The organism is Proteus cibi, from assembly GCF_003144405.1.
GTDB classification, from domain to species: domain Bacteria; phylum Pseudomonadota; class Gammaproteobacteria; order Enterobacterales; family Enterobacteriaceae; genus Proteus; species Proteus cibi.
The window spans coordinates 15,071-39,705 of the sequence record NZ_PENW01000007.1 but is presented as its reverse complement, the minus strand read 5'-3'; the positions used below and the strand labels follow the sequence as shown (position 1 = coordinate 39,705).

General features: G+C 38.0%; 37 protein-coding genes and 1 tRNA gene. 11 read left to right on the top strand and 27 right to left on the bottom strand.

The window, feature by feature from the left end; genetic code table 11:
* Window positions 1-112: 112 nt before the first annotated feature.
* The 4 genes from purK to ppiB form a co-directional block, all read right to left on the bottom strand.
* Complete coding sequence (gene purK / locus DK865_RS02160) at window positions 113-1,180, bottom strand: 5-(carboxyamino)imidazole ribonucleotide synthase (RefSeq protein ID WP_109391074.1); 1,068 nt, start codon at window positions 1,178-1,180, stop codon at window positions 113-115.
* Window positions 1,177-1,698, bottom strand: coding sequence for a 5-(carboxyamino)imidazole ribonucleotide mutase (gene purE, locus DK865_RS02155; protein WP_023582613.1), 522 nt, complete (start codon window positions 1,696-1,698; stop codon window positions 1,177-1,179). Before purE ends, purK begins: the two co-directional genes overlap by 4 nt.
* A 134-nt stretch (window positions 1,699-1,832) precedes the next feature.
* Window positions 1,833-2,555 carry a UDP-2,3-diacylglucosamine diphosphatase gene (gene lpxH / locus DK865_RS02150; RefSeq protein WP_109391073.1) on the bottom strand — a complete coding sequence of 241 codons (723 nt, stop codon included), beginning with the start codon at window positions 2,553-2,555 and terminating at the stop codon, window positions 1,833-1,835.
* A gap of 12 nt (window positions 2,556-2,567) precedes the next feature.
* Entirely contained in the window at window positions 2,568-3,062 is a 495-nt protein-coding gene (gene ppiB / locus DK865_RS02145) for a peptidylprolyl isomerase B (protein ID WP_006533972.1), read from the bottom strand.
* Between the two features lie 375 nt (window positions 3,063-3,437).
* Between ppiB and cysS the strand changes: the two genes are divergently transcribed.
* Window positions 3,438-4,829, top strand: coding sequence for a cysteine--tRNA ligase (cysS, locus tag DK865_RS02140; RefSeq protein ID WP_023582611.1), 1,392 nt, complete (start codon window positions 3,438-3,440; stop codon window positions 4,827-4,829).
* 89 nt (window positions 4,830-4,918) lie between these two features.
* Here the strand turns inward: cysS and DK865_RS02135 are convergent, their stop codons facing one another.
* The 4 genes from DK865_RS02135 to folD all read right to left on the bottom strand — a co-directional run bounded on the left by DK865_RS02135 (window position 4,919) and on the right by folD (window position 8,282).
* Window positions 4,919-5,362, bottom strand: coding sequence for a hypothetical protein (locus DK865_RS02135; RefSeq protein WP_023582610.1), 444 nt, complete (start codon window positions 5,360-5,362; stop codon window positions 4,919-4,921).
* A gap of 237 nt (window positions 5,363-5,599) precedes the next feature.
* Window positions 5,600-6,541, bottom strand: coding sequence for a 1-phosphofructokinase (gene fruK, locus DK865_RS02130; RefSeq protein ID WP_023582609.1), 942 nt, complete (start codon window positions 6,539-6,541; stop codon window positions 5,600-5,602).
* Between the two features lie 652 nt (window positions 6,542-7,193).
* Window positions 7,194-7,406: a ribosome-associated protein YbcJ gene (gene ybcJ / locus DK865_RS02125; RefSeq protein WP_023582608.1), complete on the bottom strand. Its 213-nt coding sequence runs from the start codon at window positions 7,404-7,406 to the stop codon at window positions 7,194-7,196.
* Window positions 7,407-7,409: 3 nt separating this feature from the next.
* Entirely contained in the window at window positions 7,410-8,282 is an 873-nt protein-coding gene (gene folD, locus DK865_RS02120) for a bifunctional methylenetetrahydrofolate dehydrogenase/methenyltetrahydrofolate cyclohydrolase FolD (RefSeq protein WP_075673948.1), read from the bottom strand.
* A gap of 189 nt (window positions 8,283-8,471) precedes the next feature.
* Between folD and DK865_RS02115 the strand changes: the two genes are divergently transcribed.
* A tRNA-Arg gene (locus tag DK865_RS02115) sits at window positions 8,472-8,548 on the top strand.
* A gap of 76 nt (window positions 8,549-8,624) precedes the next feature.
* Here the strand turns inward: DK865_RS02115 and DK865_RS02110 are convergent.
* The 18 genes from DK865_RS02110 to DK865_RS02025 all read right to left on the bottom strand — a co-directional run bounded on the left by DK865_RS02110 (window position 8,625) and on the right by DK865_RS02025 (window position 16,708).
* Window positions 8,625-8,777 (bottom strand): helix-turn-helix transcriptional regulator, encoded by a 153-nt coding sequence (locus DK865_RS02110; protein WP_323368335.1) that lies wholly within the window; start codon window positions 8,775-8,777, stop codon window positions 8,625-8,627.
* A 32-nt stretch (window positions 8,778-8,809) separates the two neighbouring features.
* Complete coding sequence (locus DK865_RS02105; protein WP_109391071.1) at window positions 8,810-9,127, bottom strand: hypothetical protein; 318 nt, start codon at window positions 9,125-9,127, stop codon at window positions 8,810-8,812.
* The gene (locus tag DK865_RS02100; RefSeq protein ID WP_080047932.1) at window positions 9,114-9,512 is read right to left on the bottom strand and encodes a hypothetical protein; all 399 of its coding nucleotides are present in this window, start codon (window positions 9,510-9,512) and stop codon (window positions 9,114-9,116) included. Before DK865_RS02100 ends, DK865_RS02105 begins: the two co-directional genes overlap by 14 nt.
* Window positions 9,499-9,750, bottom strand: a complete 252-nt coding sequence (locus DK865_RS02095) for a hypothetical protein (protein ID WP_109391070.1) — start codon at window positions 9,748-9,750, stop codon at window positions 9,499-9,501. Before DK865_RS02095 ends, DK865_RS02100 begins: the two co-directional genes overlap by 14 nt.
* Window positions 9,747-9,974 carry a hypothetical protein gene (locus tag DK865_RS02090; RefSeq protein WP_109391069.1) on the bottom strand — a complete coding sequence of 76 codons (228 nt, stop codon included), beginning with the start codon at window positions 9,972-9,974 and terminating at the stop codon, window positions 9,747-9,749. Before DK865_RS02090 ends, DK865_RS02095 begins: the two co-directional genes overlap by 4 nt.
* Complete coding sequence (locus DK865_RS02085) at window positions 9,974-10,582, bottom strand: hypothetical protein (protein ID WP_094959992.1); 609 nt, start codon at window positions 10,580-10,582, stop codon at window positions 9,974-9,976. Before DK865_RS02085 ends, DK865_RS02090 begins: the two co-directional genes overlap by 1 nt.
* On the bottom strand, window positions 10,582-11,283 hold the full coding sequence (locus tag DK865_RS02080; protein ID WP_228407712.1) for a hypothetical protein: 702 nt from the start codon (window positions 11,281-11,283) through the stop codon (window positions 10,582-10,584). The genes DK865_RS02085 and DK865_RS02080 overlap by 1 nt, the downstream gene beginning before the upstream one ends.
* 9 nt (window positions 11,284-11,292) lie before the next feature.
* Window positions 11,293-11,775 carry a hypothetical protein gene (locus DK865_RS02075; RefSeq protein WP_109391068.1) on the bottom strand — a complete coding sequence of 161 codons (483 nt, stop codon included), beginning with the start codon at window positions 11,773-11,775 and terminating at the stop codon, window positions 11,293-11,295.
* Window positions 11,772-11,978, bottom strand: coding sequence for a hypothetical protein (locus DK865_RS02070; protein WP_109391067.1), 207 nt, complete (start codon window positions 11,976-11,978; stop codon window positions 11,772-11,774). The genes DK865_RS02075 and DK865_RS02070 overlap by 4 nt, the downstream gene beginning before the upstream one ends.
* Window positions 11,965-12,318, bottom strand: coding sequence for a hypothetical protein (locus DK865_RS02065; protein WP_109391066.1), 354 nt, complete (start codon window positions 12,316-12,318; stop codon window positions 11,965-11,967). Before DK865_RS02065 ends, DK865_RS02070 begins: the two co-directional genes overlap by 14 nt.
* A gap of 74 nt (window positions 12,319-12,392) precedes the next feature.
* Window positions 12,393-12,815 carry a hypothetical protein gene (locus DK865_RS02060; protein WP_072070106.1) on the bottom strand — a complete coding sequence of 141 codons (423 nt, stop codon included), beginning with the start codon at window positions 12,813-12,815 and terminating at the stop codon, window positions 12,393-12,395.
* Entirely contained in the window at window positions 12,812-13,111 is a 300-nt protein-coding gene (locus DK865_RS02055; RefSeq protein WP_109391065.1) for a hypothetical protein, read from the bottom strand. Before DK865_RS02055 ends, DK865_RS02060 begins: the two co-directional genes overlap by 4 nt.
* Window positions 13,111-13,515, bottom strand: a complete 405-nt coding sequence (locus DK865_RS02050) for a hypothetical protein (RefSeq protein ID WP_109391064.1) — start codon at window positions 13,513-13,515, stop codon at window positions 13,111-13,113. The genes DK865_RS02055 and DK865_RS02050 overlap by 1 nt, the downstream gene beginning before the upstream one ends.
* A complete protein-coding gene (locus DK865_RS02045) occupies window positions 13,502-13,699 on the bottom strand; it encodes a hypothetical protein (protein WP_109391063.1) in 198 nt (65 codons plus the stop codon). Before DK865_RS02045 ends, DK865_RS02050 begins: the two co-directional genes overlap by 14 nt.
* A gap of 2 nt (window positions 13,700-13,701) precedes the next feature.
* A complete protein-coding gene (locus DK865_RS02040) occupies window positions 13,702-13,908 on the bottom strand; it encodes a hypothetical protein (RefSeq protein ID WP_109391062.1) in 207 nt (68 codons plus the stop codon).
* A gap of 223 nt (window positions 13,909-14,131) precedes the next feature.
* Window positions 14,132-14,719 (bottom strand): hypothetical protein, encoded by a 588-nt coding sequence (locus DK865_RS02035; protein WP_109391061.1) that lies wholly within the window; start codon window positions 14,717-14,719, stop codon window positions 14,132-14,134.
* Window positions 14,720-14,733: 14 nt separating this feature from the next.
* Entirely contained in the window at window positions 14,734-15,693 is a 960-nt protein-coding gene (locus DK865_RS02030; protein ID WP_109391060.1) for a hypothetical protein, read from the bottom strand.
* A 307-nt stretch (window positions 15,694-16,000) separates the two neighbouring features.
* Entirely contained in the window at window positions 16,001-16,708 is a 708-nt protein-coding gene (locus tag DK865_RS02025) for a LexA family protein (RefSeq protein WP_109391059.1), read from the bottom strand.
* A 95-nt stretch (window positions 16,709-16,803) separates the two neighbouring features.
* On the opposite strand from DK865_RS02025, the gene DK865_RS02020 reads away from it, so the two are divergent.
* The 9 genes from DK865_RS02020 (at window position 16,804) to DK865_RS01975 (ending at window position 23,968) form a co-directional block, all read left to right on the top strand.
* Window positions 16,804-17,028 (top strand): Cro/CI family transcriptional regulator, encoded by a 225-nt coding sequence (locus DK865_RS02020; RefSeq protein ID WP_020946099.1) that lies wholly within the window; start codon window positions 16,804-16,806, stop codon window positions 17,026-17,028.
* Complete coding sequence (locus DK865_RS02015) at window positions 17,021-17,269, top strand: hypothetical protein (RefSeq protein ID WP_083629123.1); 249 nt, start codon at window positions 17,021-17,023, stop codon at window positions 17,267-17,269. The genes DK865_RS02020 and DK865_RS02015 overlap by 8 nt, the downstream gene beginning before the upstream one ends.
* 260 nt (window positions 17,270-17,529) lie before the next feature.
* Window positions 17,530-19,095 carry a DEAD/DEAH box helicase family protein gene (locus tag DK865_RS02010; protein WP_109391058.1) on the top strand — a complete coding sequence of 522 codons (1,566 nt, stop codon included), beginning with the start codon at window positions 17,530-17,532 and terminating at the stop codon, window positions 19,093-19,095.
* Window positions 19,092-20,066 carry a DUF7146 domain-containing protein gene (locus DK865_RS02005; protein ID WP_109391057.1) on the top strand — a complete coding sequence of 325 codons (975 nt, stop codon included), beginning with the start codon at window positions 19,092-19,094 and terminating at the stop codon, window positions 20,064-20,066. Before DK865_RS02010 ends, DK865_RS02005 begins: the two co-directional genes overlap by 4 nt.
* The gene (locus tag DK865_RS02000; RefSeq protein ID WP_109391056.1) at window positions 20,066-20,848 is read left to right on the top strand and encodes an antitermination protein; all 783 of its coding nucleotides are present in this window, start codon (window positions 20,066-20,068) and stop codon (window positions 20,846-20,848) included. Before DK865_RS02005 ends, DK865_RS02000 begins: the two co-directional genes overlap by 1 nt.
* Before the next feature lie 784 nt (window positions 20,849-21,632).
* Window positions 21,633-21,950 carry a phage holin, lambda family gene (locus tag DK865_RS01990; RefSeq protein ID WP_109391054.1) on the top strand — a complete coding sequence of 106 codons (318 nt, stop codon included), beginning with the start codon at window positions 21,633-21,635 and terminating at the stop codon, window positions 21,948-21,950.
* The gene (locus tag DK865_RS01985; protein WP_109391053.1) at window positions 21,943-22,335 is read left to right on the top strand and encodes a M15 family metallopeptidase; all 393 of its coding nucleotides are present in this window, start codon (window positions 21,943-21,945) and stop codon (window positions 22,333-22,335) included. Before DK865_RS01990 ends, DK865_RS01985 begins: the two co-directional genes overlap by 8 nt.
* On the top strand, window positions 22,332-22,784 hold the full coding sequence (locus DK865_RS01980) for a lysis protein (RefSeq protein WP_109391052.1): 453 nt from the start codon (window positions 22,332-22,334) through the stop codon (window positions 22,782-22,784). Before DK865_RS01985 ends, DK865_RS01980 begins: the two co-directional genes overlap by 4 nt.
* Before the next feature lie 806 nt (window positions 22,785-23,590).
* Complete coding sequence (locus DK865_RS01975) at window positions 23,591-23,968, top strand: hypothetical protein (RefSeq protein WP_109391051.1); 378 nt, start codon at window positions 23,591-23,593, stop codon at window positions 23,966-23,968.
* Window positions 23,969-24,004: 36 nt separating this feature from the next.
* On the opposite strand, the gene DK865_RS01970 is transcribed toward DK865_RS01975, so the two are convergent.
* A complete protein-coding gene (locus tag DK865_RS01970; protein WP_049202027.1) occupies window positions 24,005-24,499 on the bottom strand; it encodes an ECs1072 family phage-associated protein in 495 nt (164 codons plus the stop codon).
* Window positions 24,500-24,635: the final 136 nt, after the last annotated feature.

The following is a 24,635-nucleotide window of genomic DNA, read 5'->3' as shown; positions in this document are numbered from 1 at the left end:
CAAATGGGTGCAGTAACCTGAATAATCAGGAGAAAATAGCGAATAACAGACCTCTTTATTTAAGGTCTGTTCGTTTAAAGGCTATTATTCTCTAACTTTATGAGTCGGACTGCTAGCTTAATTTTTCTAAAGCCCATTTGATAGGGGACTGATAGGCATCATCAAGCATGGTGCTTAATGATTGGAGTGTTTCTTTTAGTGGTTGATTATCGCGATGAACAAGATTGAGATGACCCACTTTACGAACAGGGCGAACTTCTTTTTCATACCAATGTAAATGCACTAATGGCAATGAAAGCCATTGAGGATTGACATCAGTACCAATCAAATTAACCATTACTGCCGGTTGGCAAACTTCTGGTTTTGGCATAGGTAAATTTAAAATTGCACGTAGGTGTAACTCAAACTGACTAATTGAGGCACCATTTTGTGTCCAATGACCGCTATTATGAACACGAGGAGCTAATTCGTTAATAAGCAATTTATTACCCACGATAAAGCATTCCATCGCCATTACACCAACATAATTGAGCTTATTAAGGATGGCGGTCAGCATTTTTTCTGCTGATTGTTGTAGTTCTGATACTGGGTTTGGTAGTGCGACACTCATGCGTAAAATGCCATCTTGGTGAAGATTGTGAGTTAAAGGATAGAAAACACAGTTTCCACGACAATCTCTTGCTCCCACTAATGACACTTCACCTGAAAAGGGAATACCCTGTTCAACAATACATTCACCATAAATCTCAGCGGGTAGCTGCTGTTCTTCACCAGGATGAATACGCCATTGACCACGACCGTCATAACCACCAACACGGCGCTTTACAATAATAAAATCACCCAGTTGAGTGAAAATATCAGCCCATTGTGTTGGTGACGTTAATGGTTGCCAAGGTGCTGTTGCTAAGCCCAGTTCATCGAGAAGCTGTTTTTGAGGCAATCTATCCGCAAGCAATGGAAAAATATCACGGTTGACAAAGTTAGTATGACGTTCTAACTCTTTGGTAAGTGCGGTTTCAGGCCAGCGCTCAATTTCCGCTGTAATGACACTTTTTTGATAAGGTACCGCTTCAGGCTCGGCATCTAATCCTACGGGATAAACCGCAATGCCTAAAGGCTCTCCGGCTTGTCTTAGCATTCGCCCTAATTGACCATTTCCAAGAACACAAACTGGCTTCATAGTGCCTCCCTTGGATCAGGGTTATTTAATACATCGTCAGTTTGTGCTGCACGCCATGCTGTTAGTGTTTCAAAAAGAGTAGGAGAGTGTAACGCTAAAATCTGAGCGGCTAATAAAGCAGCATTGGCAGCGCCTGCTTTACCAATCGCTAATGTTCCTACAGGAATACCTTTTGGCATTTGCACAATAGAGTAAAGGCTATCAACACCGCTTAATGCTGCACTTTGAACAGGGACACCTAAGACAGGAACAAGTGTTTTTGCTGCGAGCATGCCAGGTAAATGGGCAGCACCGCCTGCGCCAGCAATAATGACATCAAAGCCATTACTTTTTGCCTGTTCTGCAAAGCTAAATAGCTTATCAGGGGTGCGGTGTGCAGAGACAATCTCAACATGATAAGGAAGTTGTAGTGCGTCTAGTACATCAGTGGCATGAGACATTGTTGCCCAGTCACTTTTAGAGCCCATTACAATGGCGATACGAGCGGAAGAGGTATTTAGACCAACTTGAGAAGACATTACTTAACTGCTCCTGTAAGCATAAACGGATATAGCCTAATAAACTGAGCATGATAGTATCACGCTAACACGCATAGGAAAACGTTTGCGTAGAGAAAAAATAGCCTTTTTATGAAGAAAGTAAGCAAAATAACTTAGAAAGGAAAATGAATAAGTTCTATTTTTTCAGCCGTCACTTTAAACATAGAACCTTCTGTATGCCAAGCACCTAATACACCACGATAATGTATTTTATCATCAATGTTAACAGTATGAATTGCTGGACGATGTGTATGACCGTGGATCATCCATTCTGTATTGAAATGTTTAAAAGTATCAATCACAGCCTGCGGGTTAACATCCATAATGGCATCTGATTTGTACTGGTTTTCGTGCTGGCTACGTGAGCGCATTTTGTCAGCGATACGTAATCGAATAAAGAGAGGCAGCAGTGAGAATAAGCGTTGAATACATTTATTATGTACTTTTTTACGGTAGCGTTGATACGCTTCATCATCCGTACACAGTGTATCGCCATGTAGAATCAAGATGCGATTTTTCTCAATTTCGAGCACTTTCTCTTGTGGAAGTAAGGTGATACCACTCTCTTTAGCAAAACGAGAGCCAATTAAAAAATCACGATTTCCATGAATAAAATAGCAAGGCACTCCAGCATTTTTTAGCGTCATTAGTGCTTGAGCAATTTGTTGATGTAAAGGATTAGGATCATCGTCACCTATCCAAAAATCAAAAAAATCACCTAAGATATAAAGTGCTTTTGCATGAATAGCTTGTTCTTTTAAAAAGCGAAGAAAACCGGCAGTGATTGCCGGTTCATGTTCACTTAAATGCAGGTCTGCAATAAAAAGCGTACACATAAAAAGTGAGGCTTATTCGCTAACCGTTACACTTTTAATGACGATATCTTCACGAGGGACATCTTGGTGGAAACCGCTACGACCTGTGGAAACCGCTTTAATTTTATCAACAACGTCCATGCCTTCAACAACTTCAGCAAAGACACAATATCCCCAACCATTTGCGTTTTCAGCACGGAAGTTTAAGAAATCGTTGTCTGCAACGTTGATAAAGAACTGAGCAGTAGCAGAATGTGGATCGTTTGTACGAGCCATTGCTAATGTACCGCGGTTGTTTGCTAGACCATTGTTTGCTTCGTTTCTTACAGGTGCTTTGGTCGCTTTTTGGTTCATACCTGGTTCAAAACCACCACCTTGGATCATAAAACCATTGATGACACGGTGGAAAATAGTGTTATCGTAGAATCCTTCTTTACAGTAGTCTAAAAAATTTTCTACGGTTGCAGGTGCTTTGTCTGCAAATGTATTAATCACGATATCGCCGTAATTGGTATGAAAAGTAACCATATTCAGATCCTAATATAATTTTAGCTTTACCCAGATTTGGGCATAAACAACAGTCTCGTTTTTATATCACAGTTGTCTAATTTAGTCAGTATGCATCTTTTTCTCGCTCTACTTTTATTTCTTTTTAAAAGACTAAAATAAGAAAAAACACACTTTTCGCCAAAATTCGAACAGATAACAGAAGTTTGATTGTTCACTATCAACGATTGAACAGTGAAAATAAGCGCTAAGCAGAGTAAAATAAAAACCTTAATCTTGAGTTTGCTTTGCCTTCAAGATCCAATATCCTAATTGATATCATGCTATAGTAGTTGTTATTTTCTTTTATATATAAACGTAATAAACACGTACAGTTGAAAACGGGAACGTCCACTGATGCTAAAGATTTTTAATACTCTTACTCGCCAAAAAGAAGAATTTAAACCTATCCATGCAGGAAAAATAGGTATGTACGTGTGTGGCATCACTATTTATGACTTATGCCATATTGGTCATGGACGTACCTTTGTGGCTTTTGATGCCATAACCCGTTATCTACGCTATTTAGGATACGATGTTAATTATGTTCGTAACGTAACGGATGTGGATGATAAAATCATCAAACGTGCGATTGAAAATAATGAAACATGTGAGCAATTAACGACTCGTATGTTAGCTGAAATGCACAAAGATTTTGATGCATTAAATATTGCTCGCCCTGATTCAGAGCCGCGAGCAACACACCATATTGCTGAAATTATTGAATTAACCGAAGCACTAATTAAACGTGGACACGCTTACGTTGCTGATAATGGCGATGTGATGTTTGCGATTGATACCGATCCTGATTATGGCTTACTTTCTCGCCAAGATTTAGAGCAACTACAAGCAGGTGCTCGAGTTGAAGTGGCTAACGTAAAACGCAACCCAATGGATTTCGTTTTATGGAAGATGTCTAAACCAGGTGAACCAAGCTGGGAGTCTCCATGGGGAGACGGTCGTCCAGGTTGGCATATTGAATGTTCTGCGATGAATGGTAAAGAGTTAGGACATCATTTTGATATTCATGGGGGGGGCTCAGACTTAATGTTCCCTCATCATGAAAACGAAATAGCGCAATCTACTTGTGCCCATGATGGTCCTTACGTTAATTACTGGATGCACTCTGGTATGGTGATGGTAGACAAAGAAAAAATGTCTAAATCACTTAATAACTTTTTTACTATCCGTGATGTGTTGGCTTATTACGATGCTGAAACAGTGCGTTACTTCTTATTATCAGGTCATTATCGTAGTCAGCTTAACTACACTGAAGAAAACTTAAAACAGGCTCGTACCGCATTAGAACGCCTCTATACATCATTGCGTGGTACTGATGCAAATGTACAACCTGTGGGTGGTGAAGCGTTTGAAGCGCAATTTATTGACGCAATGAACGATGATTTCAATACACCAGAAGCCTATTCAGTCTTGTTTGATTTAGCGCGTGAAGTCAATCGTCTAAAATCGGTTGATATGAATGCAGCGAATGGCTTAGCCGCCGTATTACGTAAACTTGCTAAAGTATTAGGTTTGTTAGAGCAAGAGCCTGAGCACTTTTTACAAAGTGGTGCGAAAGCGGATGATGCTGGAGAAGTTGAAAAAATTGAATCATTAATTCAACAGCGTAACGATGCTCGTAAAAATAAAGATTGGGCTGCTGCTGATGTTGCTCGCGATGCGTTAACAGCGATGGGAATTGTTTTAGAAGATGGTCCTCAAGGAACAATTTGGCGTCGTAATAATTAATATAGTAATTGAGTAATTATACTTAATACGAGTTTAATATTAAAATATCGGATATTTTATATCCGATATTTTTTTGTCTGATGATTAACCTATTGACGAATAATGTTCGTTTCTCTTTCTCTCTCTTTTTGTTTATCTTCAAAATAAATAAGTACATTCTCAGAGAAAAAAAGTCGATGCGTTAAGATAACGATAATAGAAAAAACAATAAAACCAACTTCAGATATATTCGTTAATGACATCGAAATACTAAGTATAAAAAAGAGCGAAATAGATAAACACACCCATGAGATTTTTAAAAAAGAGTAAGCATTTCTACTATTTCTAGCTAATTTTATCCATGCTGTAACTTGCATTATCATCGTTATAATTAGACACAGCATCATAAACAATCCCACTAGCATTGTTTGACCGCCACCCATTGCCATTGCTAATAAATAAATCGGTGCGCCTGCAACTAATATAAATAAACTAATACCTAAAAATAATACTGAAATAACTTGTATCCATAAAAGTACTATGGGCCTTTCCATAACTTCTCCTAAAAACAGAAATAAGTTTTTATTGGCTTTAGAATATCTTTATTAAATTTTATTAAAGTGAAGTTTATCGAATAAACAGAAAAAATAAAGTTTGATCTAATAATAAAAAACATTAATCAATTAAAGAGATTCTATTTTGGATGTTTTATAATATTAGCGTTAATATATTTAATGGAGGCAGTGGTAATTCTACTTAATATTATTCAATTTACCACTGAGGGTTATTACTTATAATTTTAGAGGGGTTAATTCTACTTCTGTCATCATTTTTGCTAATTGTTCGCGATCATGAATACCAACATTGGTTTGGCTCACCGCGAGTGCAGAAACAGCCGTCGCAAGACGTAAGGTGTGTTCACTGGTTTGTCGCATCATTAAACCATAAATTAAACCACCAACCATTGAATCTCCAGCTCCGACGGTGCTGACAACATCACATTTAGGGGGTTTCGCCATCCATGCACCAGAGGCATTAACCCACATTGCACCTTGCTCACCTAATGAAATAACAACATGAGCAATACCTTGCTGGCGTAATGCTTGCGCTGCTTGCACAACATCAGAAAGCGTAGGTAAGGATCTACCCGCCCAAATCTCTAGTTCATGATGATTCGGTTTAACCAGCCAAGGGGAGGCTTTTAATCCCGCGACAAAGGCATCTCGGCTACTGTCGAAGATTAAACACATACATTCGCTACGTAAGCGTGTCATCCATGCAGTAAAATCATTGAGATCAACGCTAGGTGGAACGCTACCACTAACACAAATCATATCAAATTGACCCGCCCAACTTAGCGTGTCGTTAACAAAGCGCGTCCAGTCCTGTTTTGTTATTTCAAAACCAGAAAAATTGAAGTCAGTGACTTTGCCATTGGGTTCCGTGAGTTTAACATTAATACGAGTTCGGCCTTCAACCATTTGAAAACGGTTAGCGATACCCGTGTCACTAAACTCTTTTTGGAATCCATCTTGGTTTTCTTTACCTAAAAAACCACCAACAGTGACATCAACACCAAGGCTTTTTAAAACTTTAGCCACATTGATGCCTTTACCTGCAGCATGGAAGCCAGCTGTTTTAACACGATTGACTTCACCGAGCTCAATAGGATGGCTTAAACCAACAAGATCATATGCAGGATTAAGTGTGATGGTTGCTACTCTGCGTTTCATGCTAGTTCCTTACCTTAAATAAAAGAACAGGCATCAATTTTTGCTGTAATTTAGCAAAAACAGAGATACCTTGAGTGGGTAAGTCGAGCATAAAATCTCCTGTTAGATAAAAGGCAAAAAAGACTTAAATATCACAAAATAACAGCTGAAATTGTATCATTAGGCTGAATCGTTTCAAATTATAACCTTTAATTTAGTACAAACAATGTTCTTTTGCCTAATAAAAGGAGAAATAAATTAGATCTAAATCACATTTTAGTGCATTTAAACATGAATAAACGGATAAAAGTATCAATAAAAAGGTTTGTTGCTGAAGTTTTACAGTAATGGTTAAAAAGTGTTATCCATATATAAAATAATAACTTATAGCACTTCTTTTTATCTATTTTTTTATAAAATGTACAATTTGCTGAACGACGAAAGGAGATTATAACCATAGATAAGCTTAAAAATGATGAACTAAATTTAAATAGATTAAACTAAATTTAATAATTTTGTTTTTATTCAATTGGTTATATGGTTTTCTTTTTTTTAAATATGATTAAATAAGAAAAAAGAGGAAGAAAAGCGATATTGAAGGTAAAAATGGATTAAAAAGAAAAAAAGCGAGGCTGAGATAGCGACGCTTTTTCAATATTAATTGATTTGCTGATTATTTGCTGACGCTAACGGAAAACTCACCAAAGGTGACAACTTTTCCTGCAACAATTTTACAGCGTTTACGGGTTTCAACTTCACCGTCAACGCTCACTAAACCTTCAGCAATGACGCTTTTTGCAGCAGCTCCGCTTTCAGTCCAACCTTGAAGTTTTAATAAATCACAAAGCTCGACATAGTCGTGCCCATCTAATTGAAATGTTTCCATCGATTAATTATTTCCTGTTTCAGGGTCGTGGTATTCTTCGCATGCTTGCAAAGTATTTTGAATAAGTGTAGCGACTGTCATTGGGCCTACGCCACCAGGGACGGGAGAAATCCAGCCCGCACGTTGAGAGGCGGCTTCAAAATCAACATCCCCGACAACTTTACCACTTTCAAGACGGTTTATACCGACATCAATCACGATTGCGCCCGGTTTGATCCACTCACCAGGAATAAAGTTAGGTTTACCTACCGCCACAACGACTAAATCTGCGTGTTCAACATGAAAACGCAGATCTTTAGTAAAACGGTGAGTAACCGTTGTAGTACAACCCGCAAGTAATAGCTCTAAGCTCATTGGGCGTCCAACGATATTTGATGCGCCAATAATCACGGCGTTTAAGCCATTCATAGGAATATTACAACGCTCTAGTAGCGTGACTATACCACGAGGTGTGCAAGGGCGTAATTTAGGCGCTCGTTGACATAGGCGACCGATATTGTAAGGGTGAAAACCATCGACATCTTTATCTGGATGAATACGTTCTAAAACCTTAACATTATCAATTCCAGCAGGTAAAGGAAGCTGAACGAGGATACCATCAATGGTATTGTCCGCGTTCAGCTGGTCGATCAGATTTAATAAATCAGCTTCACTGGTAGTATCTGGTAAATCATAAGAGCGAGAAATAAAGCCAACTTCTTCACAAGCGCGACGTTTACTTCCAACATAAATCTGTGATGCTGGGTTATCACCCACTAAAATAACAGCTAAACCAGGTGCTCGTTTTCCTGCATTAATACGTTGTTTTACTTTTTCTGCAACTTCGCTTCTGATGGTCTGCGCAATCGATTTCCCATCTATAATTCTTGCTGACATCTATACATCCAAATTATTCAATTACGGTATTGGTCTATTTTGTCAGATCAAGAGCAATCTGTCAGTCGAATACTTGCCATATTTTGACCATATAGTTTGATATCGTTGAAAAAGCGTTGACTCTCAGAATGTTGAACGTATAATTCACACCCGTTATCAGCAGTCTTGCTGACGTCTAAGTTCTTCTAGGCGCCCTTAGCTCAGTTGGATAGAGCAACGGCCTTCTAAGCCGTAGGTCACAGGTTCGAATCCTGTAGGGCGTACCATTTAAAATCAGCAAGTTAGACGATTTTAAAAAGAAACCCGCAAGAGATGCGGGTCAAGTAACGGGTCAAGTTAGCATTACAGTTTTCCACTTCTAACCCACTCTTCATAGACATGTTCTGGCCAACCTAAAAACGTACCACCTTTTGTTCTTTCTGGTCTGGGAAACTCATTTCGTTTTGCGTACATTCTCCAAATTGTAGGTTTGCTTTTGCCAGTTAACTGGATCATTTCCTTCCACTTAATGTATCGAGTCACAGTTGTCATTTTTTATTTCCTTCCCTATACCCGTTCTCCATAATAGCCTGTGCGATAGTCGCTGGTGGGTTATCCCAATGAGCATCAAAAATGATATCGTTTAAATGATATTTGCTAATGTCATCCAATGTCTTAGGCAAGGTGTCATGAGGTAGCTTTAAAAGGATAGAGTCACCCGTCATACTCACCGTAATATCAATGATCTGCTCAGTGGTAAAATCTGTTTTACGATAACCAGCTTTCCAGACGGCATCAGTTATATCACCGGGATCAGCAATGTTGTCTGAAATTAATTTAATTAAAACAGGATCAGTCGTAGTCATGATCTACCTCCAAGACAGAGACTAATTGCGCGCTAGCTTCTGTTTCAGCTTTATTAACAAGTTGCATAAACTCTTCGTGAGTAATGAGCTTTTTAAGCTCAGCAACTAAAATTTCATTTCTGAGTATTCGGCGTGAATAATCGACCTCTTTACGTTGGCGCTTTAAAATAGCCAGTTGATCGCAAATATATCGACGTTGCCAGTTCAAGTATTTACGGGCTGTTTTTGCGCGAGTAGCCCATTCAGGGTATCTCTCTTCTTTTCTGTCAAGCTCCGCATCGATACGCATAATAGAAGAGTTGCAATAAGCCAAAGCCCGCAGATAATCTTCAAGTGTTTTTAGTTCATCTAAAATTAAGCGGTTATCTTTATCAAATTTCAGCATGGCGAGCTCCTTTCGATTTACGTTTTTTCTTTTTAATGTTCGGTGTTAACTTTGGCTTAGTAATTTGTTTAGGGTTAGGGCGGGGCTTATATACCCCGTCATGGATAAACCGCCTAAAATTTAAGTCATGAAGATAAGGCTCGATATAACAGCGCCCATCATCAAAATGATGAATTGCCTTAATAAGCGGATCGTCATATTCATTAATCTCATGATCAGTGTTGTTCTTCTCAATCACTGGTTTGCCTCCTTGCAAATAATCTTGTAAGCCCGTAATACGTGACTCGGTTTGCCATAAAGAGTGGTGACACGAAAAAAGAACCCGATAGTGCTTTCGTGAACGGGGGTAAAAAGTAATGCCCGATCAACTAACTGATTTAGTTTTCTGCGCTCAGTGATGAAGGAAAAAATAACCACTTTTGCCACGTTCCGCTTTTCACTCACAATATATTCAATTTTCATTAGTCATTCCCTATGATTTGGTCTCGTAAGGATTGAGATAATTTGTGGACATCCTTTTTCATGGACATGGCGATTAAGATAGGCTCCCCATACATTTCCGATGTTAAGGCATCCATGGCAAACATCACGGATAGCTCGTCTTCGCTAGGCAAAATATCCACGCTACCTCTGCCAAACATTAAATAAGGAAGAGCTAAATAGACTGATGCTATATAAGGTGTTTTTCCTTTTTTATATTTGCGGTCCAGCAAGTCGCCAAAATTGGGGTAACTCCCTCGCATGAGAATTAATTCTGACTTCTCAAATGGCCTAAATTCCTCATCTTGATCATAACGGTAATAGGTAACAGTGTGACTTCCATCATCATGGCTATTGATATCAAGAAACTCAGCCTCATCAGGTACTGAATATACAAACTGAACAGCAATATCCTGGTTGAACTCTGCATTATGTTTCATTTTAATTAATGCATGCCCGTTAGTTGCTTCTATGTATAGGTTATTAATGTGAACAACCTTTGTGACTATGCGAGGATCATCATTCGCGGATATTAAGGCTAAAGCAGCGCGGATTAAGTCAGCATCAATGAGTGGTAATTTTACTTTCATTATTTATCCTCCCACCCAATAGCTTGAAATAGTCCCATTTTAGGGTGATGCCAGCGAGTGCCACGTTTCTCGGCTTCATTCATCATTGTCTTGAATGCAGATATAAAATCAGCCTCATGAATAATGGCCATCGGTCTAGGCATACCTTCGGGCGTAAGAATAGTTATTTTATTTCTGCGAACATTGAACTGTTTGGTGAGTGTTTTGCATTTATCCACCGTCATGCCTGATTTAGTTCTAGCCAGAGAGTACCCGATCCAGCCAGCAGGGATGGTTCCTTGTTTTATTTGCTCAACGACTTCATTCACTTGTTCAACTTTTTGCTCTACATGAGATATACGGCGTTCGCTTTCTAAGTTAGCCAATGCCATAGCAGCAATAATTTCTGCTTGTGATTTTGGTTTTGGTTGACTAAGCGACTTTAATGTTGCCAGTACCGAGCGCCTAACCGCTTTTGATTCTCGCATGCCAACTAGCATTAACTGATCCATGTTCAAATCATAAGTTTTCACTTCATTTCCGTAGCGGTAAAAACTTTTTACCGCTGGTAAATCGTCCAACTCATCTTCTATACGTTTAATGAAGTGTGTGTTTTTTACTTCTGGTTCACCGCATTCGATTCTGGCTGGGTTTATTATGTTATTGAGAAAGTCTAAACTAGACATAACAATATCTTTTTGTGTTCCAATTAAATTATTCATATATTTCCCTTAATGAATTAGATTATTTGAGACAGTAGCGCTTAAAAACTGAGTGCCTTTGATAAATACTTCATCAATGAAGTTCTGCATCCATTTTTCACCAGTATCTTTTTCATGTTGGTCATTACTGATATAGAACTTCCATATAGCCGAGTAGCCATCATTAGGGCGCTTCTCTAAGATCATATTTTCAATTTGATGAATCAGGAGCGTTTCAATAATTTCTTCATCAATTGCAATAACGTTATTCTCATGACGAAATGCATAGGTGCTGGTGATCCCTGGTCCAAATCGTACTAGGCAAGAGGTTAAGTATTTATTTGCTTCAATAGTTCTTAAATTATCAACAATGTGCTTAACAAATATCTCTTGTTCTTCTGGTGTTAATTTACGATTTGATTTCATCGCTTTTTTATCTAATAAATAGGCTGGGAAACCTTTTTCTTTTAAATATTCGATGATTTCATCTGGTGTCATTTTTTTACTATTCACAATAACCCTCCCGGTATTTTAATTCTGGCTTTATCTAAACAACGCTTTGACGATTGATTACTTATTTTTTGTTGATAACTCATTGCGCCTTTAGCTGGTGGATCTGCGATAATAAAAGCTTGGTTATATTGCTCTAGTGCGCGTCTATAAAATCCTTTTCCCTCTAACTGCTTGCCTTTTTTCATGAATTCAGAATACGTCATGATATTTATATTCCTCTCCATTTAAGTAAGGTGGTAAATATTCAACAATATAATCAATCATGAATTTTCCCATTTCAGAAATAGAACCATTAGATTTATATAAACGTTCATAGGTGTTATAGATATCTTTATCACTCCACTTACAACGTTGACGGCAATCTTTTTCTTCATAGATATCACGGAAGAAGTTATTTAAATTTTCAAAGCTAATTTTTGTAATAATATTTTTATTATTTACCTTTGATTTAAACTCAGCTTTCTTTCCATTTTGTTTAATATAAATAAGCACTGAGTTGATAAAACGCTTTCTTCTTATTTCAAGTAAATTAACTTTATCCATGTTGCTTACTCCTGATTTAGAGCGCAGCAATCCCTAGCATGAACGCTATAATTAATTTTTATTTAGTGGATGATTTATTTATTGGTTAAAGCATTATTTAATTCGTAATATAGTCTATCAGCTTCTTTTTCTGCATCATCATATTTAGCGACAGCTTTAGCATATTCTTTTTGTAATCGTTCAATATTACGCTCTTGCTTTAATCGCTCTTGGAGTTCGGTTAGTTTAGCTTCCTTGCGATCCATAAAGTGTTCGGTAGGTTCGCCACGCTTAAAAGCGATTGTGCCATTTTCAAGTTCGCATTGTTCACCTTCATAGTTAGTCTCAATGCCTTCCTTATGAAGTTCACGCTCGGTGAGGATATTTGCTAGCTTATTTAATGCTGAACGCTCACTTAAGTAAGCACGATTAGCACCTGAAATAATATAAACAGGGCGCATAGCAATAGTAATTTGATTGTCAGTTGCTTTCTCAATAGCTTCGTGTTGTCTGCTCATTTTCTTGTTCCTTTTATTTTTCGATTTGATATTTCGTATTCAATTCCACCAAGTCTGTCATTTAATATTGATATAAATGACGATAGCTGACTTACAGATAATCCCACATCCCCAAGATGATCTTTACCATCGGGATAATTTTCATTAGCATCAGCCCAAAACATAAACTCACCGAATATATTCATTCCTGTAACAAGTGAATCGATAGCTAAATCTAAATTACCTCTTAAGTTACCCAGTTCACCTTCTGTTAATTTACTTAAATCAGGAAGAGTAACTAAGTCATCAATATTCATTAAGCCTCCGTGAAACTTACTTTTTCATAAACAGTTTCTAAATTTAATTTGGCTGACTGGATTAAATTTGTAATTTGAATATCGTAATTTTTAATGTGACCGCTTTCTTCAGAGACTTTTAAATTAATTGCAGTTTCTAATGTATTTAAAATACACCCGACAGCCGTTTCAATTGTATCGTTATTACTGATTTTAATTTCACCGATAGGCTTTGGTGATTTGTCAATATTAATGCTTGATACATTTTCTTTAGCTCTTTCTATATTGGCTACTGCAGATTCAATCGCATTAAACATATTATCGCTAGGTGTTACGTTATCGTTGATAATGAGATTTAAAATAGAAGTCGCATAAAGTAATTCATCACAAGCGGATTGCTTTAGTTCAGTGTTATTCATTGCCATTATCTCTCTGTGCATTTTCTTCAAGAATCCAGTTAACAACATCACCAGATAATTCATGCGCTAGTTCTATTAAAGTTTCAACATCAGGGCTTTCAGGAACTCGAAGATTATTCAGTTGAAATAAAAGCGCATTTAATTGAGAGCTTTTTTTTGTAACAGCTTCTAAGTTGAGTTCGTGAGCCATAATTAAGCCTCGCAAGGAAATTGAGCAGAGAAAACAACATTACCACCAAGTAATTCTTTAGCTTGTTCAGCGCTGGTGGCCATAACTTCTTTTTTCTCTGGACACTCTGTTTTAGTCCAGAAACGAAACAAGAACATAGGTAGCATTACGCCTGTATGTATGTCAGGTTTCGATAAATTAGTGGTTGCGGTAGAATGTACATTGGTCATATTTGTACCTTTATTTTCAATTGACATGATAAATAATAGTTTAAGTATTATTTTATTTCAATACTTAAAGTATTGAATGTTGTTTTTAGTATAAAAGCTATTGATATTTCAGATAATTTATTTTCAAATAAATCTCAGATTGGAATGCAGATCACTTCTTTGGCGGGGAGAGGGCACAAAAAAGCCCTCGCGGGGAGGGCTGTTGTTGTTTTATACATAAAGCTTAATCATCTTGGTTATTGTTTTTTTTATTGTGTATAACCAATCGTTCTGGAGCACTATGCATTTTATCTATCATAAAATACATCCCAAGAATTGTTGTATAAATAATATTGCATATAACTGATATATATATAAACACTAGACCTATTTTCAACCAAGAAGCCTTTAATAATTCAAATTGCCCTAAGTTACCTTGGATTAGTTGTATAGCTCCGCCAGCAAAATACATCATTATGCTCATAAAGGCTAAATAACCAAATAGATAAGAAAGGAACTTTCTTCTAGTTAACTCATCCCCTTTCAGTGTTGGGGGATCTCCTTTCATTACATCATCCATACCATCTTTTTGGAATGTAGATACAGCGGCCATAGATGCAATATAAAATCCTGATAATATTTGTAAAATCCCATTTACGACGGAAACTAAGCTATCTTTACCTATCAAATTTACTTTGTTAGGTAAAAAACAAATAACTAGAGTTATTAGTACTGAAGTAATTATTGGCAATACAAAATCAAAGTAACGTTTTTCAGGGTGGCTTATGCGAACATATGATATTGGTGTAAACAGCTTTGAAATAACATACATAACCCCTCCAATTTTTACTTATTAAAATACCCAACCATTTTACTGATTAGCTCATCATGGAATTTCTCTTGGCAGATTTCTATAGGTGTAGCTAAAATTACTTTGTCTCTTTCTGCTAGCTGCGCAGCTGCAATATCTTGAAGGCTGAGAGCCTTATCTATATTCACAAAATTGGTTGAAGTTCTTCTATTTATATCTCTATGTGAGATGCGCAAAGTAGTATATTCCATACCTCGTAGTGTATCACATATATCCTTCAAGTATTGTAAAGCTTTGTTACCAATGCCAATATTTGTCGATAGCCTCAGTGTTTGCTCTTCAATTTTAATTTTATTATTACTATCAATGTATTTTTGTTTATAGCTTCTAACTGCTACTAGTCCACATACCTTACCTGCGGACAACTGTTTTCCTAATGTTTTCTCTGCCGCAAAATCAATCTTAAACATAGGTCGGCATTTTAGCTCTTTTTTATTATTGCCACGATGAAATCCAAAATGATTATCAGATAAAAAGCTATTCAATGCTTGCCCTATTATCGCACGAGTGATTCCTGGTATCTCTTCTAACATCGCATCATAATGGTTTGGAAATGCCTTGTTATTAGGCTCTTTCTTTATAATCAAGTGCGCTGTACAACCTAAACCTTCGCCTTCTTGTTTTTTAGCAACTCTCCTACCCCCTGTTTTTATATTTGTGAAAGCAGGGTCTGAAACATCTTTGTTAGCATACTGAAATAGCAGAAATAAGTAGTTATCATCCTCTTTTATTGATAATAACCTAATTCCAGATCTCCCCTTATTCATTTCATAAATCATATCCTTACGACCACTTATTGATTCAGCGCTGTCCTTGTGCTCCCTAATAAGTAAAGGTATACATTCTTTTAATGGAATATTGGGAGCATCTGCAGGATAACTGTTAATGCTGATAACGCATTTTATAACAAATCGCTCATTATCACCGAGGAGCATAAAAAATCCTTAATTAAGTAAAACCGTATAAACAAGCAGATCACCAGATGAACTATGCTTTTATTTTCATGTAAATAACATATTTACCTGGTGATAACTAAGGTATATGTTTGTTTAAAACCACACACTAAAACGTGTCGTCAGGTATCAAAACCACGCTATGCTAACGGCGATATAAAGTACAAATACCCAGAATGCACCTTTTACCAATAGGTAAATTAGATTCCAGATTGCTGTATCCAAATTCACTAAAGCCTGAAAAAAATCATTTATATGTTTCATTAAAACGTGTCGTCAGGCCATTGTGTTACACAAAACGCATCATCATCTGAACAACAACACCAATGATCTTACAGTTGCCATTGATCGTAATAACTGGGTAAGCTGGGTTCAGTGCTTTAAGATATTTAGCGCCATCCATAACAAGTTTTTTGAATGTTGCTTCATTTGTTTCAGTCAGTTTAGCTATCACCAAACTTCCATTTATAGGCTCTCTTCCTGTATCAACAAGAACTAGCGATCCCTCTGGAATACTTACTCCAGCTGGGGCTGTCATTGAATCACCTTCAACCTTAAGCCAAAAAGCAGATCCCTGAACAGCGACTTCAGACTCGTACCATTCGTCAATCTCACTCAACGTATATGGTTCACAGGCCTCGGTCCAATTCCCCGCCTGAACAAAGCTAATAACGGGGTATTTAGGGGCTGGTCTATAAGGTCTTGGATTACTAACATTTGCATCAAATCCTTTTGATAACTCTGTTATTTCTTTAGCTAAGGATGGGCTAAACTCAGATATTGATACTTGTAGTTTTTTAGCAAAAACAGAGGCAATTTGTAAGTTAAGAGCATTTCGGCCATTAAGATAATGGCCAACGGCTCCTTGACTAATATCTAGTTCATCAGCTATTTGCTGCTGAGTTAGATTAAGCTCTTTTTTCTTTAACTCATACAAAGCTTTCAACCTATAGCAGTCTTCAAGCTGTTCTGTCGTCAGTTTTTTCTCTAATTTCATGAATACATCCTAATACTATTAATATTAATATTCCAATACCGTAAGTATTGATTATAATAATATCTATAGTATTATTCTGTTTATGGAGGTATTAAATGCAAAAAGAACTTTTATCCGAGTTTGTTAGAAAAAATGGGCAAGGAAGAACTGCAGAGCTACTTGGCGTACATCAAACTGCAATTAGCCAAGCTTTACGAAAAGGGCGAATTATTTACATTTCCACTAATGGCTTAGGAGGGTATGAAGCTGAAGAAATAAAGCCATTTCCAAACAAAATCAAGGAGCAATTAGGTGCACCAAATCAACATGCCGATGCCTGAACATTACTTCCCTGATGATGCTAAGTGGATTCAGGAACAACTTACAAAGTTAAGCCCAAGCATGAGGCAGAAGGCATTAGTTAAATATTCAGAAGTGTATCAAACGGAATGGGAACGAGAACAAGTTCCCTACCGTAAAGACAACAAAGCTCGCCATGAAGCTAACGTCAGATTAAGAGAGTTCATAAAGCGTTATCAGAGAGCAATGCAAGGGTATACAGCAAAGCCGTTATCGATTTAGCAGTAATTAGATTTAGGAGGTGTTGGAGGTTAAGACGTTTAGCCGTCTAGATTGTTTTCTGGGGAAGAGGGGAAAACTTTCTAAGGGGGTTTGGGGGTTGATCTTTGAAAGGGGTGTTAGGGAAGGCACAGCCAAGGGAGTGAGTAGATCTTAAATATAGATCTCTATAGGTGTTAAAAAGCCACTAGCCGTTTAGACGTCCAAAGAAATAAAAATAAATCCCTTCCTTTGGCAGTGCTAATTATCAAATGAGGAAACCGATGTTAACAATCACACCAAATTTTGCACAGGAACGCGGATTGACGATGTTACGTCAGGCATGGAAGCAAAATAGAACATTCATGATTTATAGCCCAACAGGAAGCGGAAAAACGGCATTAGCCGCGTTTATTACTGACGGACATATTCAGCGTGGAATGAGAGTGATGTTTCTTGTTCCTTACACAATTTTGATTGATCAAACAGCCAGCCGTTTTATTGAGTATGGGTTGCCAGCCGAAGAGATTAGCTATGTATGGCGCGATCATCCTAATTACGATCCGACCCGTTTTATTCAGATAGCGTCAGCAGATACCGTTATTCGTAGAGATTTTCCAGACAACATCGATTTACTCATTATCGATGAGGCGCATTTACGCCGTAAGAAAATATTAGAAGTGATCAGTGAAAGTGAATTCAAGGTAATTGGTTTGTCCGGTACGCCTTTTGCGCCATTTCTTGGTCATTACTACGAAACACTAATCAAGCCCACCACCATGAAAGAGTTAATCAAGCGTGGTGATTTAAGCTCATACGAGTTCTATGCACCAACTAAACCAGACTTATCAAAAGTAAAATCGTCCAGCAACGCAGAGTTCGGCAGTGATTACAAAGAAGCTGAAATTGCTGAAATCATGAGTGGTGCTGATTTGGTGGGAGATATTGTTGATAACTGGCTGGTGAATGGTCGAAACCTACCTACGATTTGCTTTTGCGTCACAGTCAGTCATGCCAATTTTGTCACTGTTGAGTTTAACCGTGCAGGTGTGAATGCCGAGGTGATCACTGCAGATACGCCACATGATGAGCGTCAAATTATTATTCACAGGTTTGAGCAGGGCGCGACCAAGGTGCTTGTAAGTGTAGGAACATTGATTGCCGGCTTTGATAGTGATGTCCGTTGCATTATTTACGCTCGTCCGACTAAATCAGAAATTCGTTGGTGTCAGGCTATTGGTAGAGGATTGCGTACCGCACCAGGAAAAGAGGCTTGCCTTATTTTCGATCACTCCGGTTCTGTTCACCGTTTAGGTTATCCCGATGATATTGAATATGACGAACTGCCTACCAAAAACGACGGTATGAGTGAATCTTCGTCTAGCAGAGAGCAAGAAAAACGAGAGAAGAAACCGAAAGAATGTTCCTCTTGCCATTACATGAAACCTGCAGGTGTTTATGTTTGCCCTAAATGTGGGTTTAAACCTTTAGTGGGTGAAGATATCGATGTTGATACTAGCCGAAACATCAAAAAGTTGAATAAAAAAGAGCGCACTTATACCCGTGAAGATAAGCAAAGCTGGTGGTCTCAATTGAAATACTACCAGAATCAACGTGCGACACAGGGTAAGCCGATCAGCGATGGTTGGGTATCCAATACTTTCAAAGACAAATTTGGTGTATGGCCACAAGGTTTTCATGACACACCACAAGAAATTACACCCGAAGTGAGCAACTTTATTAAATACAAACAAATTGCCTTTGCTAAATCTCGCAAGAAGGCACAAGTCAATATTCAAAAATTACGCACTCAAATTAGCCACCAGCCACAGCAAGGAGGTTTACTGTGAATACAATTGATGCCGTAAAAGGGCTATGGGCAAAAATATTTGCACATTATGGATTACCTCCTATAACGGGGCGTAAGCACTTTAAAGGAAAGTGCCCTATCTGCGGACAAAAAGGAAAATTCCGTATTGATGATAAGGACGGGCGAGGAACTTACATCTGTACGTGTGGTTCGGGTAATGGATTCCAATTACTGGAAAGAACACAGGGTAAAGACTTTAAAACATTAGCAGATGAAATTGATGTGTTGATTGGTAATCACCGAGAAAAAGAAGTACCAACAACAAAAGAGAAACCAAAAGGGAATTTATTTCAACGCATCACCGGCTGTTATTCCAAATTACCAACACTGAAAAATACACCCGCCATGCAGTATTTACAGAACCGAGGCGTTTTTGAATTACCTACGGATAATGTTCGTTATTGTGCTCATCAACCTGTTCGTAATAGTTCTGACAAATTTCAAGCTATTTGGTCACTAGCCACAGATGCAAAAGGACAACTTTGTTATTTACATAGAACGTATTTGCAAGGGGATAAAAAAGCTCGCCTTGATATTGTGAAGAAAATGACAGCTGTGCAGGAAGATAATTATTTAGAGTATGCAGAGTCCGTTGCGATAAGAATGTTTCCTGTCGATACCACGCTTGGCATTGCTGAAGGTATCGAGACAGCACTTTCCTGTAAACAACTCTATGGCGTAAATACTTGGTCGGTCATCAATACTAATTTCATGAAGAAATTCAAAGCCCCGAAAGGTGTCACTCATCTTGTTATTTTTACCGATATGGATTGGAGCGCGGCAGGTCATGCTGCAGCTATGGAGTGCGCACATAAAAACCTACTTTCTAATAATGATGTAGAAACGGTCAGTGTGAGATGGCCTGATAATGGTGATTTTAATGACATGCTAATAGAAGCTTGTGAGGTAAGAGAGTTAGTATTTTCAAGACAACATAAGGAAGTGGCGTAATGAAATTAGAATCAGCACTAAAGCAATTTTATCCGAAGTCACCTACATTCAGTGATAGCTCTTGCTCTACTTCACCTGACAGATTAAAAGGGATGGATAGCGCTGGGGCACTAGGTATGACAGAGCAACGAGCTAAGTTTGGCATGTCTGCGTTTTTTGCTAAGAATGACGTGAGTGAAGAGGACAAGTTCAGCACCGTAGAGCAGTTAACGCAATACGCACTTAGAGTAACACCCAAGCTGGTGGCGAAATCGGCGGGCAATAAGTTGGGTTACTGTTTAGTGATCCTCGCAAAAATGGCGTTTGAAGATTATGCCCGTTCAGCCGGTTCGGTTTGTGAATGCCAAGTATGTAAAGGTAAAGGCGTGGTTTACAACTGTAAAGATGTTGTTAAGCATTCAGGCATTATCAATTTTAATGGCGATGTTATTGTTGAGCCTAAAGTAAAAAATGAGCTTGTTGGGGAGTTGTGCCAAATCTGCAATGGAAAAGGAAAACTAACCTATCGTTGTCGTTGCAAGGGGCGCGGAAAGGTTTTAGATGAAGAGCAAACAGAGTTACAAGGCGGAGTACCTGTATTTAAAGATTGCCCTCGTTGCTCTGGTAGGGGTTATAAGAGAATGCCCTCTTCAGTCGCATATCAGGCAATAAGACACATAGTACCTGAGTTAACCCAACCAACATGGTCTCGTAACTGGAAACCGTTCTATGAGAAGTTAATCAGCAAATGTTTTAGTGAAGAGAGTAGCGCGGATGCAATATTCAACAAGGTTACAAAATAACTGGTTATACAAACAGTGAAAGCTTGCATTTTGAATAAGATTGCCTTATCATCTTTAAATAGTGGGCGATTTATTACTCAACCACACTAAATTTTATCAAGACCTCGCATCTGCGGGGTTTTTTGCTTTCTAGGCAATGAAAACTCTATTTGCTAGCTTCTATCTTGCACATAGCGGCATTAAAGCGAGTAGGGTTTTCATTGTGGAGAATGCCAAGGCTGATTGGCTAACTTGCATGGGGTATCTGTACTTATCAGGATAGAAGCACACACGCCATAGGGAACCTGAAGGCATACACTCTCAGCGTATGCCTCGATGATACTTCTAATTTTATTAACGTTTAGATTTAGTTTAGTTACTGATCTGAACTTACAGGCTTCGACAGGTCTAAAACCTAACATAAATATGATTATGAGGTATAACATGAGGCTGTTTATATTAGTTTTTGCGGTAATGCTTTCTGCTTGTGCGTCTTCTGGACAGGATTTTAGCAAGGAAAAACCTAAAGATGACCCCTATGCTGATAGTACGCTAAATAGTATTAAAGCTAGTCAGAAGGTGCAAATAGACCGGCAAATATATAAAAGAGGTTATTAATTAAGCAACTATCAATTGCTTAAGGGCTACGCATTGCGTGGCCTTTTTTTTTGTTTCTACCATATCGAACACACTTTCGAAATGTCTTCGTATATGCCGACCACAAAATCAATCACAACACCTCACGTTCACACAAGAGCTGTGAGTCGGCGTTCTATTAACTAATTCCTCCAAATAGGGGGTGAGTATGAATCATATGAAAGAAACCCCTGAATTTTGGGATCAGGTATTTAGTTATCTATCTCAATATAAAGAACAAGGAATGTTTGCTGGTTTGGCTGGAACTGTCGCGATATTGAGAGGGATGTATAACGGAGGTGGGTGGAAGAAGACGCTTTTAGATGGATTCTTATGCGCCTTCTTAGGTTGGTTCGCTAAAGACCTACTCTCTCTTCTTGGTATGAACCCAGACTTAGCTTATTTCACCAGCGTGATGATTGGTTATTGGGGTGTAGAGAAGGCAAGCAATATGATTAAAAATAAAGTGGGGGTGAAAAGTGAGTAAGTTTAGATTAAGCAGGCGTAGCGAAGAAAACCTCCGTGGCGTTCACCCTGATTTGGTTAAAGTAGTACATCGAGCATTAGAAATTACCGATATTGATTTTATGGTGATTGAAGGTAAGCGCAACGAAGCCAGGCAGCGACAATTAGTTGCAAGTGGCAAAAGCCAAACGATGAATAGTCGTCACTTAACCGGCCACGCTGTTGATTGTGCTCCGCTGGTAAATAATCAGATCCCTTGGAACGATTGGTCATACTTTAAAAAAGTAGCTGATGCCATGATGCAAGCGGCGAAAGAGCTAGGTGTCGATATCGAGTGGGGCGGTAACTGGAAAACATTTAAAGATGGTCCTCATTTCCAATTAACCCACAAGGCATATCCGGCATGAGTAAATTAACACCTTGGGTTCCTGTGATTTTATGGGGCGCAATGCTGTTCTTTTCAGTGCTAGCCATGAAAGAAGTTGTTGACCTGAGTAAAAAAAACCAATCACTCACTGAGCAACTTTCACAGCAAGTCGAAATCAACAACGACTATCAAGCACGTATCACTCGATTAAACCAACTCGATATTCGTCATTCACAGGAGTTAGCTAGTGCAAAGAATGAAATCAGCACTCTTCGTGATGCTGTTAACTCTGGCAATAAGCGGGTGTACGTCAAAGCCGAGTGTCCAGCAGTCACCAAGAATTCCACCGAAAGCGGAAGCAATGAAGCTTCCGCACGACTTAACAAAGCAGTTGAACAAGATTATTTACGTCTCAGAGAAATGATAGTCGAGAACGAACAGCAAACTTTGTATTTGCAGGATTACATTAGAACGGAGTGTGTAAATTAAAAAAGCCCATGTGAGGTATGGGCTGAAAAGTAAGGTATTGAACTAGAGGAGAGGATTGTTGTTATAAGAGTAGAGGTAGTATAACGAGGAGACTATCCATTGTCTTTGTGCTACCTCAATAAAAATGCGCTCACATAGAAATGGAGCGCAAAATAAAAATAGGCAAAAAGTTTATATACAATAATGGCTAATCAAATGACTGAATAGATAAAGTCAAATTTCATATACAGAATATACATGGGCGAGATATTAAATAATGATACTAGTCAAAGAATTAAGGATTTGCTATAAAAAGAAATAAAAAAAGCCCTACGTAGGGTACGAGGGCAAACTAGCAAGATATCAATCAAAGTATAGCGATGTTTACTTAGTATAGCTTAGGTAAATATATATACCAGATTGATTATTCTTATCTATCTCCTACCTAAATAAACAGCGTAATATAAAAATAACCCTGTGAGTTTGATTTCACAGGGCGGCTGAATTTAAGCAAAAATAAATACATATTAATCATACTGCTATTTTTATTTCGTGCCAATAGAAGAAAACGTAGCGTTGTCGTTGTCTCCTATGTTAGCCATGACCTGTTTTATTCTCGACAGATAGCGCATAGTGAGAGTCAAAAACAATGAATACCACCGCCTTAGCTATTTTCGGTCATTATCAGCAACGTCAGCTGTAGGTAGAAGAAGGGGCGTGACGATGGAGAGACATCATCTACAAACGTCATTCATTGAGTGGCGTTGATAGAGTTTATATAGATAGCCATCAGTTAATAGCTGGTGGCTTTTTTATTGGAGATAGATATGTCAGATAACACTATTCAATTAAAAGTCTCAGTAGATACCACTGAGTTAGATAGGTTAGAAGAACAACTCACTCGCATTAAACAACTGATGCAAGATGTAGGTATGAAACCTAAATCAATTCCACCTTTCTTCATTCAATCCTCAGGTGAGTTTTTTATTAAAGATGCCCTTATTAATTCGGCTGTGTTCAATGGTGTGCTTGTCAGTAATAAGCTAGAGCAGGACGCTAAGGCTGAGTTGGCAGATTTACGCATGCAAGTTGCTCGACAAGATGCTGCTATCACTGAATTAAAAAGAGTAATGGAAACTCAGCAACAAGCATGGTCACAAGCTGTGAGTGAGTTAAATAACAGAACGTGGTGTAGTCAGAAGTAAAGGTGAGGTTTCTCACCTTATTCATAATTTATAGCGTTAGATTATTTCGCCGAGAAGCCTATGAGTTTCTTCGATAGGGAATTCATCCCAGTAGTATTCTGACATGTATCTTTTGTCAATGGCGGTGGTTTCCCAAAATCCCCTTGTTACTGAAGTTTGATATTCCACTGATTCATCCAAGTTTTCAATACAATCCTTGGCATCACGAGTAAGGGAAAGATTTTTAATTTCGCTATGAAATAGAATGACGATATCTTTTAATTGATACAGTTGTGATTTTACTGGATCTATAGAAAACAAAGTATGCATTGCGTGATATAACGCCTTTCTTTCTAATAATGGTTCAAAATTAGTGGCGTTTTGTCTTCTGTATAATTCAATATAAAGACAAAGTCTGAGCATTTGGTTTACTCGTCTAGCAATTTTTAGTTTTGTTAAAGCGCTAAGATTATCAGTATCAATATTATGTGATTCTATTATTCCTTTTTCGATAATATCTTTGATTTTATGAATACTATGGATATTTAACATGTTAATTCTCCTTTAAGTATAAAGAGAAAATGATAGTAGCCTTTAATATAAAGTCAAAAGGTACTCCCAGCGGGGTACCCTCTCCACGGGGCGGCGCGCACGCGGGAAACGGCTAGTTTTCTGATTTTCATGGTGT

Bases quoted from the DNA above. Each gene is read 5' to 3' on its own strand.
- DK865_RS02055 (WP_109391065.1), bottom strand. From the start codon at position 13,111: ATGAATATTGATGACTTAGTTACTCTTCCTGATTTAAGTAAATTAACA.
- purK (WP_109391074.1), bottom strand. From the start codon at position 1,180: ATGAAGCCAGTTTGTGTTCTTGGAAATGGTCAATTAGGGCGAATGCTA.
- DK865_RS02070 (WP_109391067.1), bottom strand. From the start codon at position 11,978: ATGACGTATTCTGAATTCATGAAAAAAGGCAAGCAGTTAGAGGGAAAA.
- DK865_RS02040 (WP_109391062.1), bottom strand. From the start codon at position 13,908: ATGACCAATGTACATTCTACCGCAACCACTAATTTATCGAAACCTGAC.
- ppiB (WP_006533972.1), bottom strand. From the start codon at position 3,062: ATGGTTACTTTTCATACCAATTACGGCGATATCGTGATTAATACATTT.
- purE (WP_023582613.1), bottom strand. From the start codon at position 1,698: ATGTCTTCTCAAGTTGGTCTAAATACCTCTTCCGCTCGTATCGCCATT.
- fruK (WP_023582609.1), bottom strand. From the start codon at position 6,541: ATGAAACGCAGAGTAGCAACCATCACACTTAATCCTGCATATGATCTT.
- DK865_RS02010 (WP_109391058.1), top strand. From the start codon at position 17,530: ATGTTAACAATCACACCAAATTTTGCACAGGAACGCGGATTGACGATG.
- DK865_RS02060 (WP_072070106.1), bottom strand. From the start codon at position 12,815: ATGAGCAGACAACACGAAGCTATTGAGAAAGCAACTGACAATCAAATT.
- cysS (WP_023582611.1), top strand. From the start codon at position 3,438: ATGCTAAAGATTTTTAATACTCTTACTCGCCAAAAAGAAGAATTTAAA.
- DK865_RS02045 (WP_109391063.1), bottom strand. From the start codon at position 13,699: ATGGCTCACGAACTCAACTTAGAAGCTGTTACAAAAAAAAGCTCTCAA.
- DK865_RS01980 (WP_109391052.1), top strand. From the start codon at position 22,332: ATGAGTAAATTAACACCTTGGGTTCCTGTGATTTTATGGGGCGCAATG.
- DK865_RS02015 (WP_083629123.1), top strand. From the start codon at position 17,021: ATGCCTGAACATTACTTCCCTGATGATGCTAAGTGGATTCAGGAACAA.
- DK865_RS02080 (WP_228407712.1), bottom strand. From the start codon at position 11,283: ATGAATAATTTAATTGGAACACAAAAAGATATTGTTATGTCTAGTTTA.
- DK865_RS02135 (WP_023582610.1), bottom strand. From the start codon at position 5,362: ATGGAAAGGCCCATAGTACTTTTATGGATACAAGTTATTTCAGTATTA.
- DK865_RS01970 (WP_049202027.1), bottom strand. From the start codon at position 24,499: ATGTTAAATATCCATAGTATTCATAAAATCAAAGATATTATCGAAAAA.
- DK865_RS02030 (WP_109391060.1), bottom strand. From the start codon at position 15,693: ATGCTCCTCGGTGATAATGAGCGATTTGTTATAAAATGCGTTATCAGC.
- DK865_RS01990 (WP_109391054.1), top strand. From the start codon at position 21,633: ATGAATCATATGAAAGAAACCCCTGAATTTTGGGATCAGGTATTTAGT.
- lpxH (WP_109391073.1), bottom strand. From the start codon at position 2,555: ATGTGTACGCTTTTTATTGCAGACCTGCATTTAAGTGAACATGAACCG.
- DK865_RS02025 (WP_109391059.1), bottom strand. From the start codon at position 16,708: ATGAAATTAGAGAAAAAACTGACGACAGAACAGCTTGAAGACTGCTAT.
- DK865_RS01975 (WP_109391051.1), top strand. From the start codon at position 23,591: ATGTCAGATAACACTATTCAATTAAAAGTCTCAGTAGATACCACTGAG.
- DK865_RS02065 (WP_109391066.1), bottom strand. From the start codon at position 12,318: ATGGATAAAGTTAATTTACTTGAAATAAGAAGAAAGCGTTTTATCAAC.
- DK865_RS02090 (WP_109391069.1), bottom strand. From the start codon at position 9,974: ATGAAAATTGAATATATTGTGAGTGAAAAGCGGAACGTGGCAAAAGTG.
- DK865_RS02085 (WP_094959992.1), bottom strand. From the start codon at position 10,582: ATGAAAGTAAAATTACCACTCATTGATGCTGACTTAATCCGCGCTGCT.
- DK865_RS02105 (WP_109391071.1), bottom strand. From the start codon at position 9,127: ATGACTACGACTGATCCTGTTTTAATTAAATTAATTTCAGACAACATT.
- DK865_RS02020 (WP_020946099.1), top strand. From the start codon at position 16,804: ATGCAAAAAGAACTTTTATCCGAGTTTGTTAGAAAAAATGGGCAAGGA.
- folD (WP_075673948.1), bottom strand. From the start codon at position 8,282: ATGTCAGCAAGAATTATAGATGGGAAATCGATTGCGCAGACCATCAGA.
- DK865_RS02035 (WP_109391061.1), bottom strand. From the start codon at position 14,719: ATGTATGTTATTTCAAAGCTGTTTACACCAATATCATATGTTCGCATA.
- DK865_RS02110 (WP_323368335.1), bottom strand. From the start codon at position 8,777: ATGATCCAGTTAACTGGCAAAAGCAAACCTACAATTTGGAGAATGTAC.
- DK865_RS02100 (WP_080047932.1), bottom strand. From the start codon at position 9,512: ATGCTGAAATTTGATAAAGATAACCGCTTAATTTTAGATGAACTAAAA.
- ybcJ (WP_023582608.1), bottom strand. From the start codon at position 7,406: ATGGAAACATTTCAATTAGATGGGCACGACTATGTCGAGCTTTGTGAT.
- DK865_RS02050 (WP_109391064.1), bottom strand. From the start codon at position 13,515: ATGGCAATGAATAACACTGAACTAAAGCAATCCGCTTGTGATGAATTA.
- DK865_RS02000 (WP_109391056.1), top strand. From the start codon at position 20,066: ATGAAATTAGAATCAGCACTAAAGCAATTTTATCCGAAGTCACCTACA.